Here is an 18,288-nt window from a genome sequence, read left to right on the forward strand (position 1 = left end):
ATTTCCGTAAAGCACGCATGATTTTTATAACTCCTGAAAAAGAGCGTTTAAAAATGAGGCTAGCTTAGCGGAGCAGAAGTTTGCTTAGGGTGACAGTTTCATTACCTTTTGGTCATGTTGGCGGTTGTGCAAAAGAGGGGGCGGGAAGCGCAATGGTAACTTTCAGGCCGGATTCTCCTTTTGAGAAAATCAGTTCGCCGCGATGTAATTCAACGATGGCCGAAACACTGCTTAATCCCAATCCAAATCCTTCGCTGTCATGATGGTAGCGGTAGAAATATTTGCCCACGTTCTCGTATTCACTTTCGGGTAAACCGGGGCCATCATCTTCAACACTAATCACAACAAGATGGCCGATTTTTCTTTCGATGCCGACGTTAACGTTTTTTCTGGCATATTTAATTGCGTTGTCCACGAGATTGGCCAAGGCACTGGCTAAAAGATTGCTATCACCATTCAGGGTGACGGCATCGATTCTCTTTTTGTGCAGTCTGACCCCTTTTTCTTCCGCAATAAACTGGTACAGATCCAGAACGTCCTCCGCAATCTGCTCCAGGTTGCAGGCTTTAAAGCTTTGTCGGTGGACTCCGGCATTCAGTTCTGCAATCTGCAGCAGCTTGCCCAGCAGTACGCTCAGCTTCTCCACTTCTTCAATGGCTTCCTGTTGGGCCTGCTGGACGGGTGCCGGGACGCCGGGCAGGTTACGGGTCTCGCGCAGCTTGCCAACGATTCGGGTCAGTGGCGTGCGAATATTGTGGGCTACGGTATCGGAGATATGGCGGGCGCTTTGCATCAGGCTTTCAATCTTGTCCAGCATGCGGTTGATGTCGTGGTGGATCAGGCCAAAGATATCCTCGCTTTCGGAACTGATCCGCTTGGAGATGTCGCCTGCACCTACTTGCTCCGTCAGCACACGGATGCGGCCGATGCGGTATTTCAGTTCGCTGCTAAAGACGTAGGCGCCCAGAATCACCAGCATCAAGGCGAGCATCATGGAGGTGAGGATGATGCGGCTCAGCATGGCACGCAGCTCGTTCAAGGTGCCCAGTTCGTGCCCAACTACCAGGGTTTCTCCGCCAGCCAATTTGGTGACGCGAACATTGCCTTCAGACAGGGCATCGATATGCTTGATCTGAACTTCCACCACCTGTTGCTCGGGCAGTTCGTTCAGGCCTGGAATCGCGTGGATATTGCCCACCAGTGTGTGCTTGTTCTCATCGAGCAGCAGGTAGATTTCCTGCCCCGAATCAATCCGGTCCGACAAGGTCAGTTCGATCATGCGCAAGACCTCTTCGCGTCCACCTACCTCATAGGCAATGCTCAGCCGCTGCACTGCAACGCTGATCTGGCGCAAGTGCTCGTCGCGCAAGGCACCAAAGACCTGAACGTAGAAAAAACCGATCAGAAACAAGGTGGTGAAGATGGCCAGTATGCTGTAGTTGAGCGTCAGCCGAAACGAGGTGGACTCCCAGAGCCGTTTCAGGAGCTCAATCATCGCTGCGTTTCAGCCTGATCCCGTCAACGCTAGCCTTGTCGCTGAGTACATAGCCGCGACCGCGTATCGTATGAATCAGAGGTGGAATGCCTTCCCTGTCCACTTTGCGCCGCAGGCGGCTGACCAGCACATCCACCACATTCGATTGCGGGTCGAAGTTGTAACCCCAGACCACTTCCAGCAGCATGGTGCGGGTCAGGATTTTGTGACTGTTCATCATCAGGTAGGACAGGAGTTTGATTTCGCGCGGTTGCAGCTCCAGCACGACCCCTGCGCGGGTGATTGTCTGTGTACGAATGTTCATCACCAGATCATCAATCTGCACACTTCTGATTTCTGCATTATCTGTGCTGCGGCGGATCAAGGCATGCAAGCGGGCAGCCAGCTCCTGAAAGGAAAAAGGCTTGATTAAATAATCATCCCCGCCCGCTTTTAAACCATCCACTTTGTCGTCCACTCCTGATAAAGCACTCAATACCAGAACGGGGACTTTTTTTCCTAATGATCGCAAGGTGAAAAGAATGGAAAGGCCATCTACATGATTGGGAAGCATGCGATCCAGAATAATGACGTCCCATATCTCTTTCATGGCATTTTCCAAACCGGATACGCCGTCGTGACTAGCGACAACCGAGTAGCCCAGTTCGGACAAACCATTTACCAAATAGCGGGCGTTGTCGCGGTCATCTTCGATCAATAAGCAATTCCACATATGACTTTCCATTTTTTAGAAACAGGCAATGACATCCATTTAAAAAAACGGATTGTTCGCAAGGCTTAAGGCGGATCATGAGTCAAACATGACAAAACGCTCATGTTTGGCGTCGGCGATGAAAAGAAAAAGGGATGGGCACCCGATCGTAAGCCATTCCGGATTATAGGAATAATTAGCCTGCGTATTAGAAGCGGGTAGACCGGTGCTGCAGAGGCTCAGTGTCGGTCAGGCAGTGCGGCAGGAGGCAGCCAGTGCCAATGCGCGGCGCGCGAGGCCACGTACATCAAGGCTGTGTGCCACCTCCAGCGCGTCCAGCTCGGCCTCGGTGAACCAGCGCGCGTCGAGTGCGTCATCGGCGGCTTGAGCGCTACCCGACTGCCACTGAAAGAGAACAGCGATAAGAATGAAATGTGGATAGCTTGGCGGGGTGGGGCTGGGTTCGCGGTCAAACACATCCAGGGCATCAAAGATGTGCAGGGCCTGACCCTGTACCCCAGTTTCTTCGCGCAGTTCGCGATGCGCGGCGGCATGGATGGTTTCACCGGGACGGATTTTGCCGCCCGGGAATGCCCAGCGTCCAGCATCGGGCCGGTTGGCGCGGCGTATCAGTAAAATTCGGTCTTGATGAACGACGGCGGCCAGGGTGGCGGGAACCGGTCCCGTGGCAGGGGAAGCGGGATCAGCGGACAAGATAGCAACTCCAGGTCAAGGATGGCCTTCCTTGATCAAGCGGCGAGCAGATAGCGATCCGTTCCTTTGCTGGCATGACCCGGATCAAGCTCAGCCGGTCACTCTGCTTAGCAAGAGGGACAGGCAGTTTTTCAGCCCGCTTCCCAGGGCCCCTCGATCATAAAGACGGTTTTTGACAATATGACCTGGGCGAGTATACCTGCCTTTGCGTGACCCTTGCCCCCTGTGCCCTGGCCCTGACCCGCATGCCCAAGGCGGACTACGCATCGCTGGCAAGCTGGGCTTGAATGAGTAGATCAGCCAGTTGTTGGCGGGCGGACGTCCACCGTCCAAGCACGGTGTCCTCGCCCACGCTAGGATTCAGTACGTCCTGTATGGCCTGTAGCAGACAGGTGCTCGCCATGGGATCGAGCTCAGGCAGGACGGGCAGGGCCTTATGCAGCTTGCTGGTCCAGGGGGCCTGGGATTCTGCAAGGGGGCAGGTACGCAGCAACAAGGCATACAGATGGATGGCCAGGGCGTCACCACCTGTTTCCAACAGGCAAGCGGTGGTCTTGATGAGGTCGCGTTGATCGTCAGTCAGCATATGCAGGGGCAGGGGAGAGGGACGGCAAAGTCGGTGGCAGCCACGGAACGCATGGGGCGTTCGCTTGTTGAACCCTAAAAGGTGGCTGTGGTGCTCATTGCGTAGTGGGCATGACAAATTGCGCGCCTTTGGCGATGCGTTCCGGCCAGCGCTGCATGATGGATTTTTGCCGGGTGTAAAAGCGCACCCCTTCTTCTCCATACGCATGCATATCGCCATACAGGCTCTTTTTCCAGCCGCCAAAGCCGTGCCAGGCCATTGGCACAGGCAAAGGCACATTAATTCCCACCATGCCGACTTGAATGCGGCGCGCGAACTCGCGGGCTACATGACCGTCGCGCGTAAAGCAGGCTACGCCATTGCCGAACGCGTGGGCATTGACCCGTTCTATGGCTTGCTCAAGGTTCGCCACCCGCATGCAGCCCAGTACCGGCCCGAAGATTTCCTCTTGGTAAATACGCATCTCAGGAGTCAGACCGTCGAATAAGGTGCCGCCCATCCAGAAGCCGTCCTCGCAGCCTGGTCCCGCTTCACTGCCTTGAAAGTGGCGGCCGTCGACCAGCAGTCGGGCACCTTCCTGTACGCCCAGTGCGATGTAGTGGGCAATGCGTTCGTAAGCGGCACGGCTTATGAGGGGGCCCATTTCGGCGGCCGGGTTTTCGCCATTTAGCACCTTCAAGGCTTGCGTGCGCTCGACGAGTTTGGGGATGAGCCGGTCGGCCACATCCCCCACCAATATGGCTACGCTGATGGCCATGCAGCGCTCGCCCGCCGAACCGAAGCCGGCACCGATCAGTGCGTCCACCGCCTGATCGATATCGGCATCGGGCATCACCACCATATGGTTTTTGGCACCACCCAGCGCCTGCACTCGTTTGCCATGACGAGCGCCCGCTTCGTAAATGGCGTGGGCGATCGGCGTCGAGCCTACAAAGCTGATGGCCTGCACCAGCGGGTGTTCCAGCAGCGCGTCAACCGCTTCCTTGTCGCCTTGCACCACATTGAATACCCCATCGGGCAGACCCGCCTGTTTGAACAACTGGGCGATCAAGAGCGAGGGACTGGGGTCGATCGGACTGGGTTTGAGAACAAAGGTGTTTCCGGCGGCAATGGCCAGCGGAAACATCCACATGGGCACCATGACGGGAAAGTTGAACGGGGTCACACCCGCCACGACGCCCAGAGCTTGGCGTACCGTCCAGTTATCGATATGGCTTGATACCTGTTCGGTGTAATCGCCTTTCAGCAGTTGCGGGATGCCGCAGGCGAACTCCACGATTTCAATGCCGCGAGCCACTTTACCTTGGGCATCGCTGAAGACCTTGCCATGCTCGGCGGTAATCAGGTGGGCCAACTTGTCCTTATGCTCGTTCAGCAGTTGCAAAAACTTAAACAGGATTCGGGCGCGGCGGATAGGTGGGGTGTCCGCCCAGCCGGGGAAGGCGCTTGCAGCGGCCTGAACTGCCTTATCCACCTCGGCAGCGGTGGCCAAGACGACCTGAGCGCTAACGGCGCCGGTGGCGGGATTGCAGACGTCCAGATGACGGCCGGAGGTGCCCGGCACGCGCTGGCCGTTGATGTAGTGGTCAATAAGGGCGACAGGATGAGTCATGCAGTCAGTCTCTTGGAGGGGGCGTTGTAAAGCAGCATTAGCAACTCCTAAGATAGGTGACTATAAGAATCATGTAAAATGATGAATAATGAATTTATAAATCATTAATAGTGAATAACAAGCGCTACGTTCAACGCAGGCTTGCGATGAGCCGAGGCGTTACTCATCAGGACCGTGGCTTATGCCAGTTAAACCTGGGCGATAGATGCGGTGACGCCTGACCCGTTGGCCGTCGCCTCATGACAGGGTATAAAGATTAAATAAATCATAAATAAAGATTGGTTCTATCAGGTTTTATCATTTTACTTGATGGTTGATCGTGTCTATCTTAGCGGCGTGCGGACGGTGACCCGTTCCAGAGCAAGGGCCTTGGCGGGCCCGTCGCTCACTTCTTTGCAAGCCGCGCGGCATTGGCCAGCACTCACGCGTATCGCCCGGCTTACGGTGTGTGTGCTAGGACAGGAGAGGGTCTTCAGTACTTTTTCAAGGAGGTCGTCATGCAGTTGCGCGACAACGGACTCAGGTTCTCGCCCATTACGATTGTGCTGCACTGGCTGGTCGCAGCCTTACTGCTGTCTATCCTGGGGTTGGAGGTGGCAATGGCCCGAACCGCGGCCCAGGCCTCGTCTGCCCGACTGGAGCCGATACAGAATCTGTTGGGGCTGATGCTCTTTCTGATCTCGGCTTATCGATTCTGGGCCAGGGTGAGCTCGCCTCATCCTTTACCCTTGGGCTCGCCCACGCCGGTACAAGTGATTGTGTCCCGCTCGGTGGCCACCGCCCTGGCATTGGCGATGGTGCTGCTGCCGCTAGCCGTCTGGCTATCCCGCGCAGCGGCCGGCGTGGGAATTGAGCTGCCCGGTGGCTTGATGCTCCCGGCTCCGATCGGCCCGAGCAAGCTGCTCAAGGCGGTGCTGGACGCTTTGTTCAACATTGGGGCGACGGCTTTTGTGGCCGGGCTTGCTCTACATCTGTTTGGCGCGTTCAGAAACCACCTTGTGCTGAAGAATCAGACCTTGCGCCGCATGTTGGGCAAACAGGTGGAGTTGTGAATCATGGGTGATACAAAACAGACTTTTGCAGGCAATGTCATCACAGACATGTGCGGGGTAGCGTATCCGATTGTTCTGGCGGGCATGGCCGCGATTTCGGGGCCTAAACTGGTGGCCGCGGTAGCAAATGCGGGCGGGGTGGGAGTGTTGGGAGGCTTGCGTCTGGCTCCCAAGGTGCTGCGCGAGTGGCTGCGGGAAACCAGAGGTCTGACCGACAGACCGTTTGGTGTCAATATCGTGCCCCAGTTTGGTGGACCGGCTGTGTTTGAGGCCCAGTTTCAGGTGATTCTTCAGGAGCGGCCCCGACTATTGTCCTTGTTTTATGCCGAGGATGCTGGTGCCGACCTGATTGCCCGCGCCAAAGATGCGGGCATGATCGTCATGGTGCAAACCGGCACGGTGGCTCTAGCCCGTCAAGCGATTGCACAGGGAGCCGATATTGTGGTTGCCCAGGGCAGTGAGAGTGGAGGGCATTTGAATCGTGGCACGGTGGGCTTGATGTCCTTGCTGCCTGCGATTATCGACGTTGCACACGGTTGTCCCGTTCTGGCGGCGGGCGGCATCACGACAAGTCAGGATGTGCGGGCTGCCATGAGCCTGGGCGCGTCGGGGGTGCTGGCAGGTACTGCTTTTTTGGCCAGCGAGGAATCCAATGCGCACCCACTCTACAAACACAGAATTCTGGAGGCAGGTACGGACGATACGGAGTATCGCACTGGTTACTCCTTTGGCTGGCCCTATGGGACGCCGCATCGGGTGATACCCAACCGGGACAGGTGGAATCTGTTGCGTCTGATCGGGGGCGGTGCCAGGGCGATTGATCAGGACAGCGTGGCCAGGAAACTGTCTTTGTATGCCGGTCAGGGGGTGGGCAAAATCCATCGTATTATGCCGGCTGCAGAGCGCGTGGCGGAACTGGCACGGGGCCTGTCCTGAGGCTTTACGGGCAGATGGTTGTGGGAAGGCTGCGCAAGCTCAGCCTTGGGACTGGTGGGGCTAATCGAGGCGTTCGGCCTGGTCTTGCATTGATTTGGGTAATTGGGCGAACTGTGTGTGCGCCAGGGCGAGAAAACTGCGTAGAGCCGAGCTGGGTAGGGTATCCGAACGACGGATGAACACGGTTTTCACCCGGGCTACCTGCGGCGGCAGCTCATGACATTGGATAGGCAGGTGCATGCTGCGGGTTTGGGCAATCGCCTTCGGTAGTAAGCTGATGCCCATGCCCGAGGCCACGCAGGACAGAATGCCGTCCAGGGTGCCCATTTCCATGATCTGATCGGGGACCAGGCCGGCTTGATGGAGCCAGTGTTCCAGCGTAGAGCGGTAAAAGCACCCGGTCTTAAAGACCAGCACGGTTTGCTGGGTGATCTGTTCGATGAGCTCAGAGAGGGAGGGGATGGCCTTGCTGCTGAGCAGAACCAGTTCCTCTTCAAAGACTTCTTCTTGTGACAAGGCAGGATTGTGATGGAGTCCGCCTACAAAGGCGCCGTCCAATTGGTGACTTTCAATCGCTTTGATGAGTTCGGCCGTGGTGCCGGTTTGCAAGGACAATTGAACCTGGGGATAGCGTTCGCGGTACTGAATCAGTAATGGCGGCAAGCGTATGGCAGCTGTAGTTTCCATGGAGCCCAGGCGTAGCAGGCCGCGTGGCGTGCCCGTGTCCTGCAAGGCGGCGCGGCTTTCATTGGTCAGTTGCAAGATCCGCTGGGCGTACGTTAGAAAAGTACGCCCCGCCGCTGTGAGTACCACCCCGCTTTTCTGGCGTATGAACAGTTGCTGCCCCAGCTCGGCCTCCAGCTCCTTGACCCGCATGGTGACATTGGACTGCACAGTATGTACTTTCTGGGCGGCAGCGGTAAAGCTGCCCTGTTCGGCCACAGCACAAAAAATCTGTAACTGGCGCATTTCCATACCGACTTCTCCATCGTTAAAAATGATGCCTGGTTTTTTGTTTCATCACTTTATGGTATCCATGCGCGACCGTAAAGAGGTCCTTCAACGCGGATTGCGGTCAGGGAGAGACTTGATGGTACCAAGTACACAGCAATCAGGTACGCGATATTCTGCCCGATCATCCCAATAAGATACAGGTTGCGAGCCCCGCGAGCGTATGGCTGGCCAGACGGGGTCATACTGGGTCAGTTCCCTAGCTGTGATGAACAAGCTCAGTCTGCCCTAAGCGCTAGGGTGGCGGCCTTGGCCGCCCTCAAGATACTGGATTTGCTGGCGCGAAGGGCAGTGCGAGATTCTTGGCTATGTGCGTTTGTGCAGTCCCGCTGGAAATGGCACATGGGCGGAGCGCGGTTCAGTGCGTCTGCAGATTCAACGTGCCGTCCAGATTGATGCGTTCAAAGTCAGAGACCAATACCTGAATGCGAATATTCCAACTGGCCAGATGAGGCAGTTCAATCGGGTTGACCAGCCACTGGCCCTGCAAGGTAGGGGCAGCCGGAAAAGTAATGGAGGCGATACCGGCCTGCGGGTTGCTGAACGTCACCTCGACCTCTTGGGCTTGAAGGGGGATGAAACCGGGCTGGTGCAAGGTGATGGTCAGGGTGGGTCGGGAGGTAGCCGTGGCTGGGAGATACACCAGATCCGCCATGCCTGTTTCGGTTCGGATATGACTGGCAATGCCGGGCGCGACCCACTGGGCCAGGGACCGGGGAGGTGGGGTAAAACGCCACAAGGCGACGACGGCCAGGATCAGCACGGCCAGCGCGTATTCCAGACGGATCACTCTTTGCAGGGCGTAGCGCGCTCCTTCGCGCTTTTGCATCACGGCCGGGCTCAAGCGATAGCGGTTGTATGCACCCAGGGCCAGCAAAAACGCGACCAGAACCAGCTTGGCGATCAGGACCTGACCATATCGGCTTTCCCAGAGCGAGGCGAGCTGATCGAATTGCACGTAGATCAAGGCCACGCCGCTTAGGGTCAGCACCAGCAAGATGCGGGGAATCCAGTGCGAGAACCACCTTAACAGGTGGGGCGGCTTGTCGTGCCTGAGCGCACAGACCAGCGGCAGGAAGGAGCCCACCCACAGTGTCAGTGCCACCCCATGGAGCCAGACGCTGGGCCGCGAGAGCCAAGTGGGACTGGCTGTACTGGCATGGCCGCTGGAAGCCAGCGAGGCTCCCAATAGAACGAGGGCCGCGACGGCCAGCCATGGCTGGGCAGTGGTCCAGACTGCTTTCCAGGAAAGGGCCGCACCAATCAGAGCCATCCAGCCCAGCAGCACTGCCAGGCCCATGGAGCTGGATACACCGGCTGTCCAGGACTGGGGCTGTAACAGTGCAGAGAGCGGCAAATCCAGGGCATCGATACCCACCAGGCCAAGAGTCAGCAACAAGGCAGCGGCGCCCACGGCGAGCAGAACGGGAAGCCAGTGTCGATGACGGGCAAATGCCCCCTGGGGCGTCGGGCTCAGCGTTTGGTAGACCAGCCCTCCTATCCCTGTGAACAGACTCACATAAGCCACGAATCGGGCCAGCCAGATCAGACCATTTCGCAGGGGATGGCTGTGGGGTGTGGACGTCAGATTGGTGCCTGGTGTGCCAATGGAAAACGTCAGGATTCCGCCAACGGGGTGGCCGTCGGCGGAAATCACCCGCCAGCTCAGGCCGTAGTTGCCTTTGGCCGACAAGGTTGGCAAGGCCAGCTCCAGTCTCTGTTCGTGTGTGACGACGTTCGTGAGCGTCTCGACGGTGCCGTCAGGGCGAATTAATTTGAGCAGCAAGGGTGCCACGGGCTCATTGAAGCGCAAACTGGCGGTTTGCGGGGCCTGCATCAGAATCGTGCCGCTGGCGGGTTTGCTATCCACCAGGGCTGCATGAGCATGCAGTACGGGCGACCAGACCAACAGCAAGAGCAGCACAATCAGCCCTGAGACCAAGGCAAGCCCGCCTGCACGCCCTTGCTGAGTTTGCGTTCGCATAAAATTCTCCTTCAGGCGGATGCGCCCGATCCGTTCGCATCCGCTACCTGGGCTTACGGTTTGGGCAATAGCTGCAATGCCGGGGCGGGGGCGTCCGAATGATCTTTTGTCGGTCGTGAACCGGACTCAGTCTGATCGATCCAGCGCTCCAGTCCTTGCTCACATTCCTGAACGACCGGGAAATGGAGCGTGCTGTTGGGTTGGAGTTCGTCGCTCAAATAGCTGATGAAGACAAATTCGTCGTAATGATCGTCTGGCAATGGGCCACCAGCCCAAATCACTTCCTGGACCCCCGAGCTGACTTTGGCGCCCCAACGGGTGTAGCTTTGCGTGTAATCACCCTTCACGGTTTCCAGTGTCCAACCGGCCTTGGGCTGGGGTTTGACGCCCACTACACCGTCGGGAACACGGACACGGATTTTGGTGGTGGCAGAGCCTTTGCAGCCATGCGGAACCGTCAGAATGGCCTTATAGCTGCTGCCCACGGGGGCTTGCTCGGTGAGCAGTGAAATGTGGGCAACAGCGCCCGAAGCGAACAGCATCGCTGCCATGCCTGCAATGGCACGGGAAGACGTGGAAAAAATCGACATTAAAAACCTCGGCTGGATAGAAAAGTGCAAACCGTCACGGAACGGGGAAACCATCGGCGAGGCTAAAAGGGTGGGGCGCGTGAGCCTAACGGCGGGCCTTGTGCCAGTAACGGCGACCAGGCCCGATGCGTATCGTCCAGCAACACGACCCGATACCGCATCAGATTGTGTAGGGCCGGTGCATCCAGGGCAGGCAGTAAAGCGGCAGAAACCGCCATGCCAAAGGGGCAGTCCTGCTCAGGGTGAGGCGTGTCGGGGTCTGCCTGGCCCTCTTGGTCGGGCAGATCAATCCAGAGCGTAGGGGGGGAATGGCTTGCCGTACAAAAGGTAATGGCAAAGCCCTTGCTGTGGGACGGACTGGCAGGCATATAGCCGGCCGGGATAAAGGCGCGACCCACGCAAGCCAGCACAGCCAGGCAAAACAGAATTTGCCAGACTCCGAGCTTGCGACAAACGAGACGAGGACCCAGGGCGCGCATGGACAAAAGTATATTATAAAATGCGCAGCGGCCTGATGAGGCCTGTGTCAGCTATAAGGCACCAAATTTCAACGTGTCATCACGGGGCTGCTTGATGAGGGGCAGGGTTCGCTGCCAGGATGCCTGAGTCTGTAGAGCATCCTGGTGTGTGGACGAGGGGCCTGATACGGCATCGCGGTAGGAAATGTCCGCAACACGCACTCCCCGTCCCGCAGGGCGGGGAGGGGTTTACGCTTGAGAGGGCAGCAGCTCGTTACGGCGTTCGATAATGCGCGAGATCAGGCCATATTCAATGGCTTCCTCGGCACTCATCCATTTGTCGCGTTCGATATCGTCACGTACACGCTCGATAGGCTGGCCGGTTTCACGGGCAATCACTTGAGCGATACGTTCGCGCGCTTTCATGATTTCTTGCGCTTGAATGGCCATATCGCTGGCCTGACCGCCGGCGCCACCACTGGGCTGGTGAATCAGAAAACGGGTTTGGGGCAGGCAAACACGACGCTCGCGAGCCGCACCGAGGAACAGGTGGGTAGCGGCACTGCCGACCCAACCCGTCCCGACCATGGTGACAGGCGAGGAAATAAAACGCACTACATCATGGATGGCATCGCCCGATTCCAGATGGCCGCCGGGCGAGGACACGATCATGGTGATCGGTGCCGTGGACTCCGCATCCAGAGCCAGCAGCTTGCGCACGGTTTCCGCGGCGAGTTTGTCCGTGATGGTGCCAAAGACCAGCACTGTGCGGGCGCGGAAGGCTTTTTCTTCCAGGAAAGCGCTGTGTTGAGAGCTGCTGTCAGAGCTGGTTTCTTTTTCTTGGCCAAACATGGGAAAGACTCCAAGGGGTAAGTGGTCTGTCTGCTAAGGAAAATCGATTGCTCGACTATATCCCGGCTGATGGTCTGCGGGTTTTTTGCGCGGCGCTTTGTGTGGTTTTTGGTATCGGGCCACAGGGGACACCATTGCGCTTGGCATAAGCGCCCCGCAAGCAGCGCGGTGTGCCTTGCAAAGCAGCTCATGGTCGCATGCTTGTGGGCGTCTTGATCGCAAGAACAAGCCCTGATTATTCTTCCTTTCCGATTCGCTTGACGGCTAAGACCGCTGGGCACGCCATGGCTTGGCGATGAGCCCTTGCATCAAATTGTGGAGGGGTGATGGCAAAGCCTTTCTGTTGCACGTGGGGCGAGGCTTGCCGTTCAAAAACGATATCGTTCCGCTCACTTCTCAGTGCTCACCTGAAGGGCGAAAAGAGGGGATGCGATAAGTCCAACGGAACTTTGGTTTAAAACCGCTTTTCCAGCTTCAGCGCGACTTCGGTTTGCTTGTATTTGAAAGCCCAGTCGATGTTGCTGTTGTTGAAGGTGTGCTTCAGATACAGATTGGGCGTAATGCCTTGGAACGCAAAGCGTGGCATGCCCACGTTCAGGATATAAATCTGCTGGCGGTCCTTGCGCAGCCCACCCAGGAACAAGTCTTGGGCATCGTGACGGGTCTGCCGGTACAGTGCCGTGGCGTTGATGTTAAAGCCTGCATCAAAGGCCCTGTAAATTCCCAGGTTCGCCATATAGCTGCGGCTTTGCGCGGTTTGCTGAGACTGCAGATTGCGGGTGTAATTCAGGCCCCCGTAGACTACGGTTTTGGCGTCAATCAGATACGAGCCGTACAAGCCTATCTGGTTCTCTTTGACGCCTTCAAAGTACTGGCGTAAATCGCCTTTGTAGGACAGGCTCTTATGCTGGGCATTCACGCCCACTTGCAGCCTGTCGCTAAGATTGTGCTTCCAGTCCACGCGCCCGCCCCAGGACTGATAGCTGGTGCGACGGTTGGTGTAATTGTTCTCGAACAAGGGCGTAATCGACAGATCGTTTTTAGCGTCCTGATAGTTGTAGCCCGCGTAAATAATGCTGGTGTTGTCGCTGTAATAAATGTTCTTGGGCTTGGCTTCCTTATGCTTGTCGTACAGATTGCCGTAGCTCAGGCCGCGCAGAAGCAGATTGTGGTTGCCGCTTAGCTGGAAGCGCCGGTTCAAGGTCAGGTCGTAGACCATGGCCGTGGATTTGACCGGGTCCGGCATCTTGCGCACCGACGGAAAGCACCCAAAGAAATAACAGGTAAAGAAGGTGTCTTGCTGTCCGTTTTCTTTATTGATATTGCTGTTGTAGCCCAAGCCAATCGAGGCAGAACCGTGCCAGGCATTGCGGTCTTGCAGGGCACCCTGGAAGCCTTCGATCACGAGTCGCACTTCATCAGGAATACCGGCAGAGGAAATCTGGCTGAACAGCTCCTTGGCTTCGCTGGATTGATAGTCCTCGAACAGTACGCGGGCCAGCTCCAGCTTGGCGCGCATCATAGTGGGATCGCTTTCCTGAGCCCGGCGCAGCTTGCTGATCGCCAGGCTGTGATTGTCCTTGCTACGGGCCACCACCCCTTGAGCCATCAGCACCAAGGCAGGGTTGTGGCCGGGCAGCTCCTGATACTTTTCTACAAACTGATCCACCTTGGCCCACTGCTGCAGATTGATGGCGACATAAATGGCCGGTTCCAGATCAGTCAGCGTGGCATCGACGCTATAGGTTGTGCCGTTGATGGTGATCAGGGCCGATGGGTCCCCATCGGGCGGGGTTTCTTCCACTAAATGGGAGCGTTCACGTTCGTTCAGATTGCGGTCGATTTGATTCAGAAGTCGGCGCGTATCGTCGTCGTTGGCTTGCACCGCGCTGGATGCCATGGCCAGCAGCAGGCACAAAAGGGGAAGGGCTCGCCCATGCATGAATGAAAACCTTGCAAGAAAAAGGGGAGATGGACGCAGGGTCGGGAGAGAAAGGGGATCAAGCATGTCGATCCCCCTTTTCTTATGGCAACACTAGCGTGTTGTCAGAGGCGGATTACTGTTTGGCACCGCCGAAGGCCATGTCATTGGTACCGTTGGCTGGGTTGTAGTAAATACCTGCCAAGGCGTCAGCGGCTGCGCCGTAGAATTGGCCTTCGATTTTTGCCGAGTTGCTGAAGGTCTTGTCGAAGGTACCGTTGGAGGCGATGGTTGTCCCATTGAAGTTGACTCCACCCAGTGCCCCTGCCAGCGTGCCACTGCCGCCACCGTAATTCGCTGTTAGCGTGCTGGTGAATACACCGCCGTTGGTAGCAGGATCAAACTTGCGTACCCCTACTACGTCGTATTTCACGTTGACCAGGTTAGGCATGGCTGTGGTTGGATTTTCGCCGGTGTAGAAGACCGTGCGATCAGCATGGCCCAGGTTCAGATCTGTGCTGCTACCTTGGCTGGGGTTAGCGACGCGCGGAGCCCACTCACCAAAATACACTTCTTGACCAGGGACTTTCGCAACGACTTCACCACCGAAATGAGGGAAACCAGCGAGCGGGCTATTCATTTGTCGGTAAGCGTAGATTTGGGTGCCAGCACCTACACCGCTGCTAATAGTGTGGCGCCAAGTCTCGGAGATCTTGATGCCAACGGGCATTTCAATGTAACCATGCCCATCTACATTGCCCAGTACGGTATTGGTTTGCCAAATGGGACCGCTTTTGAAGCTCACTACGCCAGATTGTTTGGTGGCGTCATATGGGTCAGTACCTGGCATGGAGATACCAGCTTCGCCTTGAGCCATCATTGTGGATGGCTTATCAGCCACTACAAATGCTTTTGAGGAACCACCCGCTACGGGGGCTGCGAAGCTGCTGGCGGAGGCCAGCAGGAAAGCCGAAACAATAGCCAGTTTTTGTACATTCAGATTTGCTTTCATTACGAACTCCATTAAGTGAAGAAAAAGGGCGTTTTTACGAAAACGACCCAAAAAACCGATTTACTTAAAAACGTGCTGTCATACCGACGCGCACTGTCCGTCCAGGGGCCGGAATAGAGGTGCGGGCCATGGGGTCCAGGTAGTACTGATTGGTTAGATTGCTGATCGCCACGTCTACATTCAGGTTCTTCTGCACCTGATAGCTGGCGTAAGCATCAAAGACCAGAATGGGGTTCCAGTAGTTCGCTCTATTCAAGCCCCAGCCCAGGCCAAAATGGGCTTCATCTTTGTTTTTCGCAGCGCTGTGATATACCGCACGTGCTCCGAGCAGTAGTTTCTTTTCCAGCAAGCGTGCACCGACATCCAGGTTCAGGGAGTACTGCGGTTGCAGACTGGTTCTGGCAAAGGTGCGAGGGAAGCCTCCATCAACGCAGGCAGGAATGGTGTTGCTTCCTGCGGCTCCAGGGATGGGCATAAACGTCTGGGCGTAGTCGGCGTCGCAGAGCTGCTGCTTTAAGCGGTATGTGCCGCCAAAGTTCGCAAAGTATTTACCGCTATCCACGCGAGCTTGCAGTTCAATACCGGACATCTTTTTCTCGTCAAACTGCACGGTATTGAAGTCCCAGTCCCGGTCTATATAGTCTTTGATCCGGTTGTTGAAGTAATTGATCTTGACGTCTGCATATTCCAGGCTTGGGAAGTAGCTGCTCAGATTGTGGACATAGCCGATTTCCCAGTTGTAGGCATGTTCAGGACGAGTAGCTGCCCCGGTCGAGCGTTTGCTGCCGCCAGCCAAGGCCATGGAGGACTCGAACAGGCTTGGAAAGCGTACAAATTCGTTGTAACGGGCATAAAGACGAATATCGTCTGTAATGAAGGCTGTCAGCCCAATGTGAGGAACCCAAGCATGGCCTTTTTGTTTTTTGGGTTTTTCCCATTTATTGGGTATTTCAGATTCGTCTTGATATACCGGCTTGCGATTGTTGGGTGAAGCAATATATTTATCGACGGGACCCGTATGGCCTTGAGCATCCGTAACTTGTTCTGTGACGTCGATCGAGCCATTGGTAAATGGGTTGTTGGCTGTGAAGCCTTTGTGCGTTGTTCCAGACGGAACATAGATATCTTCATTGGTGTAGCGATACCCGTTAATCTTTCCGCGTTGAAGCTGGTCACGCATGAACTCTTCTGGAGGGATCAGGGGGCCGTCAACCATGCTTGGATCGAAGTCGTACATGGTTTGCCAGTCTTCTTTGTATTGTTCATACAAAGGGGTCAGGTTTTGAATAATCTTGTTCTCAACCGAAGCAGCTTCCTGATCAGTCATCAGGCGTTGAACCTGGTAGTTATAGCCTTTCAGGGCAGGCTGAATAGCCCAGTCTTTATGCTGCTGACTACGCATTTCGGCCAGCTTGTCGTCGTATGACCAGTAGTCGCTATAGCGTGCACCAGCATTCACCTGAAGCCAGTCCACAGGCCGCCAGTCGAAGTTAAAACCAAAATTCCATTGCTGGCGGGTGCCTGACCGAGGCCCCATATGGTTCACACCCCAGGTCAGTTCGTTCAGGTTCTCGAGCTTCTCCGAAGCGTCGTGCTGCTTGAGTTTTTCTCGTGTGAAATCAGCCGATAAGCTCAGATCCAGAGTTGGATGCAAAGTCATGGCGTTGCTAAGGTTCAGCCCACTACGCCTATGGTCGGTAATTTGCAAAGCTCTGGGGATGATGTTGAAACGCCCATCTGTATTGGGTAGCTTTTCTGGAGCGGTAGGCGGTACCCAAGCGCATTCAGAGCCGTTTGTGCCCAGGACATGGCAATTTGTGTAGTTATCCCAGTCACCATCGCGTCCGTTGTTCAAGCCCTGGCCTTGGATCCCATAAATGATGTCGCCATTCTGATGACGCTCACTATCGCTTTGGGTAATCCAGGCTCCGGCCTTCAAGTTGATGAAACGACTGCCTTCGGGGTTCCAGGAGTAGTTCAGGTTCCAGGTGTTTTGTTTGACCTTGCTATACGGGTTTTCGGTTTGGAGGATATTTTTTTCGTCATAGCCATCCAGGGCGTGGATGGCCCAGACCACGTTCCATGGCACGTTTTCGCCAAAGGTATGGTTGCTGCGCATGTAGCTCATATCGATGGCTTGATCATGAGGGAGGCGCAAAGTGCCTTTCAGCAGCGTGGTTTCCAGTTCGCTGGATGTGTTCAGAACTTCTTCACCAGGACGGTAGTACTTGGCGATGTAACTTACTCTGGGGAAGGAGTACGACGGGTTGTAGTCGCTATTTGCGTCCTCTCGCCAGGTGTCGTTCTCGTACTTGTCACTCCCTTTTTTACCGCTGTAATAGTTGCCGCGACTGCGGTAGCTGTAGGCGGCCAACAGGTCAAAATTTTCCTGTTGTGTGGCGATGGCCAGGCGATAGGAGTGGTCTTCAAAGTTGAAGTTCTTGCCGCTATTCCCGACTTTCGGCATACGGTCTGGCGAGATGTTGTCAGGTAAAACAACACTATTTGTGCCACCTTTATGAAAGGTTGCCCCCGGAATATCGCGATAGTCCTTTCCGAATATCCCAAAAGCCCGCTCATTCGGCTTGGTCGAATTCGTCGCCGTTTCCGCCTTCAGCTCAATCCCGAAGCTCTCGCCCGGTTTGACAATATCCTCCACCTGCAGAGTACGGATCTGCACCGATCCGCCAATCCCGCTGGCCCCTGACGTTGCCGACACGCCTTTTTCCACCAGAATGCTGCTGATCATATTGGGATCAACATAGTTGCGGTTGGCGACCCCCGCCGGTCCCAGCCAGACTGATGTGGCCTGTTCCGTGCCGTCAATCGTCAGTGGAATGCGGCCTTCACCCTGGATACCGCGAATGTTCGGGTCCAGGGCGCCGCTATTACGCGAGTCTCCCGCATAAACACCATTCAGGCCCTTGAACAAGTCCCCCACGGAGCTGCCCTTGTACAGCTCGATTTCCTCCTTGCCGGCGTACACATTGGAGACGTCTTTCTCGAATACATCGGTTTTGCCGGCCTCATCGCGGGTTTCACGTACGACGGTAATGGTGTCCAGACGAGTGGCTCTGTCCGTGTCTTCCTGGCTCTCGTCCTGACGGGAGGAGGGTGGGGCGCTGCCCACGCTTTGGGCCTGTGTCTGCCCGGTCCAGGAGGCCAGAATCAAGGCATACACCAGCGGCTTGAGCGCGTGTTTTTTGTGTAGGGGGGAAAGGGTAGCGGACATAGAACGAACCAGGGCTCCGTGTAAAAAATAACAATCTGTCGTGGGGAAAGGCTCCCGTTTGATGGCCAGGCTCACCCCTTGTCTCAAAAGGTGGAGAATGGCACGGGGATATTATTCCTATTAATGAGAATAATTATCACTT

15 protein-coding genes are annotated in these 18,288 nt (G+C 56.0%); 2 read left to right on the forward strand and 13 right to left on the reverse strand.

The genetic code is table 11. The annotated features are described in order from the left end of the window. Window positions 1–112: 112 nt before the first annotated feature. The 5 genes from VF694_RS09485 to VF694_RS09505 all read right to left on the reverse strand — a co-directional run bounded on the left by VF694_RS09485 (window position 113) and on the right by VF694_RS09505 (window position 5,098). Entirely contained in the window at window positions 113–1,495 is a 1,383-nt protein-coding gene (locus VF694_RS09485; protein ID WP_059317732.1) for a sensor histidine kinase, read from the reverse strand. Continuing rightward, window positions 1,488–2,207 (reverse strand): response regulator transcription factor, encoded by a 720-nt coding sequence (locus VF694_RS09490; protein ID WP_003801300.1) that lies wholly within the window; start codon window positions 2,205–2,207, stop codon window positions 1,488–1,490. The genes VF694_RS09485 and VF694_RS09490 overlap by 8 nt, the downstream gene beginning before the upstream one ends. A gap of 228 nt (window positions 2,208–2,435) precedes the next feature. Next, window positions 2,436–2,900, reverse strand: coding sequence for an NUDIX hydrolase (locus VF694_RS09495; RefSeq protein ID WP_003801299.1), 465 nt, complete (start codon window positions 2,898–2,900; stop codon window positions 2,436–2,438). Between the two features lie 259 nt (window positions 2,901–3,159). Further along, entirely contained in the window at window positions 3,160–3,486 is a 327-nt protein-coding gene (locus tag VF694_RS09500) for a hypothetical protein (RefSeq protein ID WP_059317731.1), read from the reverse strand. A 94-nt stretch (window positions 3,487–3,580) separates the two neighbouring features. Beyond that, window positions 3,581–5,098 carry a CoA-acylating methylmalonate-semialdehyde dehydrogenase gene (locus VF694_RS09505; protein ID WP_059317730.1) on the reverse strand — a complete coding sequence of 506 codons (1,518 nt, stop codon included), beginning with the start codon at window positions 5,096–5,098 and terminating at the stop codon, window positions 3,581–3,583. 497 nt (window positions 5,099–5,595) lie between these two features. On the opposite strand from VF694_RS09505, the gene VF694_RS09510 reads away from it, so the two are divergent. Both VF694_RS09510 and VF694_RS09515 read left to right on the forward strand, forming a co-directional pair. After that, the gene (locus tag VF694_RS09510; protein WP_440164175.1) at window positions 5,596–6,150 is read left to right on the forward strand and encodes a cytochrome b; all 555 of its coding nucleotides are present in this window, start codon (window positions 5,596–5,598) and stop codon (window positions 6,148–6,150) included. 3 nt (window positions 6,151–6,153) lie between these two features. Next, window positions 6,154–7,086: an NAD(P)H-dependent flavin oxidoreductase gene (locus VF694_RS09515; RefSeq protein ID WP_003801290.1), complete on the forward strand. Its 933-nt coding sequence runs from the start codon at window positions 6,154–6,156 to the stop codon at window positions 7,084–7,086. A gap of 60 nt (window positions 7,087–7,146) precedes the next feature. Here VF694_RS09515 and VF694_RS09520 read toward each other — a convergent pair whose 3' ends face one another. From VF694_RS09520 to VF694_RS09555, 8 genes are all read right to left on the reverse strand, one after another. Beyond that, on the reverse strand, window positions 7,147–8,061 hold the full coding sequence (locus VF694_RS09520; RefSeq protein ID WP_440164177.1) for a LysR substrate-binding domain-containing protein: 915 nt from the start codon (window positions 8,059–8,061) through the stop codon (window positions 7,147–7,149). Window positions 8,062–8,455: 394 nt separating this feature from the next. Next, window positions 8,456–10,081, reverse strand: a complete 1,626-nt coding sequence (locus VF694_RS09525; RefSeq protein ID WP_003801283.1) for a copper resistance CopC/CopD family protein — start codon at window positions 10,079–10,081, stop codon at window positions 8,456–8,458. Between the two features lie 53 nt (window positions 10,082–10,134). Next, on the reverse strand, window positions 10,135–10,671 hold the full coding sequence (locus VF694_RS09530; protein WP_003801280.1) for a YcnI family copper-binding membrane protein: 537 nt from the start codon (window positions 10,669–10,671) through the stop codon (window positions 10,135–10,137). A gap of 62 nt (window positions 10,672–10,733) precedes the next feature. Further along, on the reverse strand, window positions 10,734–11,156 hold the full coding sequence (locus VF694_RS09535) for a hypothetical protein (RefSeq protein WP_131071643.1): 423 nt from the start codon (window positions 11,154–11,156) through the stop codon (window positions 10,734–10,736). 222 nt (window positions 11,157–11,378) lie between these two features. After that, window positions 11,379–11,981, reverse strand: a complete 603-nt coding sequence (locus VF694_RS09540) for an ATP-dependent Clp protease proteolytic subunit (protein WP_003801276.1) — start codon at window positions 11,979–11,981, stop codon at window positions 11,379–11,381. 454 nt (window positions 11,982–12,435) lie between these two features. Then, on the reverse strand, window positions 12,436–13,923 hold the full coding sequence (locus tag VF694_RS09545) for a surface lipoprotein assembly modifier (protein ID WP_440164180.1): 1,488 nt from the start codon (window positions 13,921–13,923) through the stop codon (window positions 12,436–12,438). A gap of 115 nt (window positions 13,924–14,038) precedes the next feature. After that, window positions 14,039–14,914 carry a Slam-dependent surface lipoprotein gene (locus VF694_RS09550; protein WP_440164182.1) on the reverse strand — a complete coding sequence of 292 codons (876 nt, stop codon included), beginning with the start codon at window positions 14,912–14,914 and terminating at the stop codon, window positions 14,039–14,041. A 64-nt stretch (window positions 14,915–14,978) separates the two neighbouring features. Then, complete coding sequence (locus tag VF694_RS09555) at window positions 14,979–18,146, reverse strand: TonB-dependent receptor domain-containing protein (RefSeq protein ID WP_301607303.1); 3,168 nt, start codon at window positions 18,144–18,146, stop codon at window positions 14,979–14,981. Between the last annotated feature and the right edge of the window lie 142 nt (window positions 18,147–18,288).

Source organism: Alcaligenes sp. Lyrl_28 (assembly GCF_051948705.1).
Lineage (GTDB): Bacteria > Pseudomonadota > Gammaproteobacteria > Burkholderiales > Burkholderiaceae_B > Alcaligenes > Alcaligenes ammonioxydans.

What these genes read in the sequence shown, in the direction of transcription:
- VF694_RS09485 (WP_059317732.1), bottom strand. Translation starts at nt 1,495, where the DNA reads ATGATTGAGCTCCTGAAACGGCTCTGGGAGTCCACCTCGTTTCGGCTG.
- VF694_RS09490 (WP_003801300.1), bottom strand. Translation starts at nt 2,207, where the DNA reads ATGTGGAATTGCTTATTGATCGAAGATGACCGCGACAACGCCCGCTAT.
- VF694_RS09500 (WP_059317731.1), bottom strand. Translation starts at nt 3,486, where the DNA reads ATGCTGACTGACGATCAACGCGACCTCATCAAGACCACCGCTTGCCTG.
- VF694_RS09505 (WP_059317730.1), bottom strand. Translation starts at nt 5,098, where the DNA reads ATGACTCATCCTGTCGCCCTTATTGACCACTACATCAACGGCCAGCGC.
- VF694_RS09510 (WP_440164175.1), top strand. Translation starts at nt 5,596, where the DNA reads ATGCAGTTGCGCGACAACGGACTCAGGTTCTCGCCCATTACGATTGTG.
- VF694_RS09515 (WP_003801290.1), top strand. Translation starts at nt 6,154, where the DNA reads ATGGGTGATACAAAACAGACTTTTGCAGGCAATGTCATCACAGACATG.
- VF694_RS09520 (WP_440164177.1), bottom strand. Translation starts at nt 8,061, where the DNA reads ATGGAAATGCGCCAGTTACAGATTTTTTGTGCTGTGGCCGAACAGGGC.
- VF694_RS09525 (WP_003801283.1), bottom strand. Translation starts at nt 10,081, where the DNA reads ATGCGAACGCAAACTCAGCAAGGGCGTGCAGGCGGGCTTGCCTTGGTC.
- VF694_RS09530 (WP_003801280.1), bottom strand. Translation starts at nt 10,671, where the DNA reads ATGTCGATTTTTTCCACGTCTTCCCGTGCCATTGCAGGCATGGCAGCG.
- VF694_RS09540 (WP_003801276.1), bottom strand. Translation starts at nt 11,981, where the DNA reads ATGTTTGGCCAAGAAAAAGAAACCAGCTCTGACAGCAGCTCTCAACAC.
- VF694_RS09545 (WP_440164180.1), bottom strand. Translation starts at nt 13,923, where the DNA reads ATGCATGGGCGAGCCCTTCCCCTTTTGTGCCTGCTGCTGGCCATGGCA.
- VF694_RS09550 (WP_440164182.1), bottom strand. Translation starts at nt 14,914, where the DNA reads ATGAAAGCAAATCTGAATGTACAAAAACTGGCTATTGTTTCGGCTTTC.
- VF694_RS09555 (WP_301607303.1), bottom strand. Translation starts at nt 18,146, where the DNA reads ATGTCCGCTACCCTTTCCCCCCTACACAAAAAACACGCGCTCAAGCCG.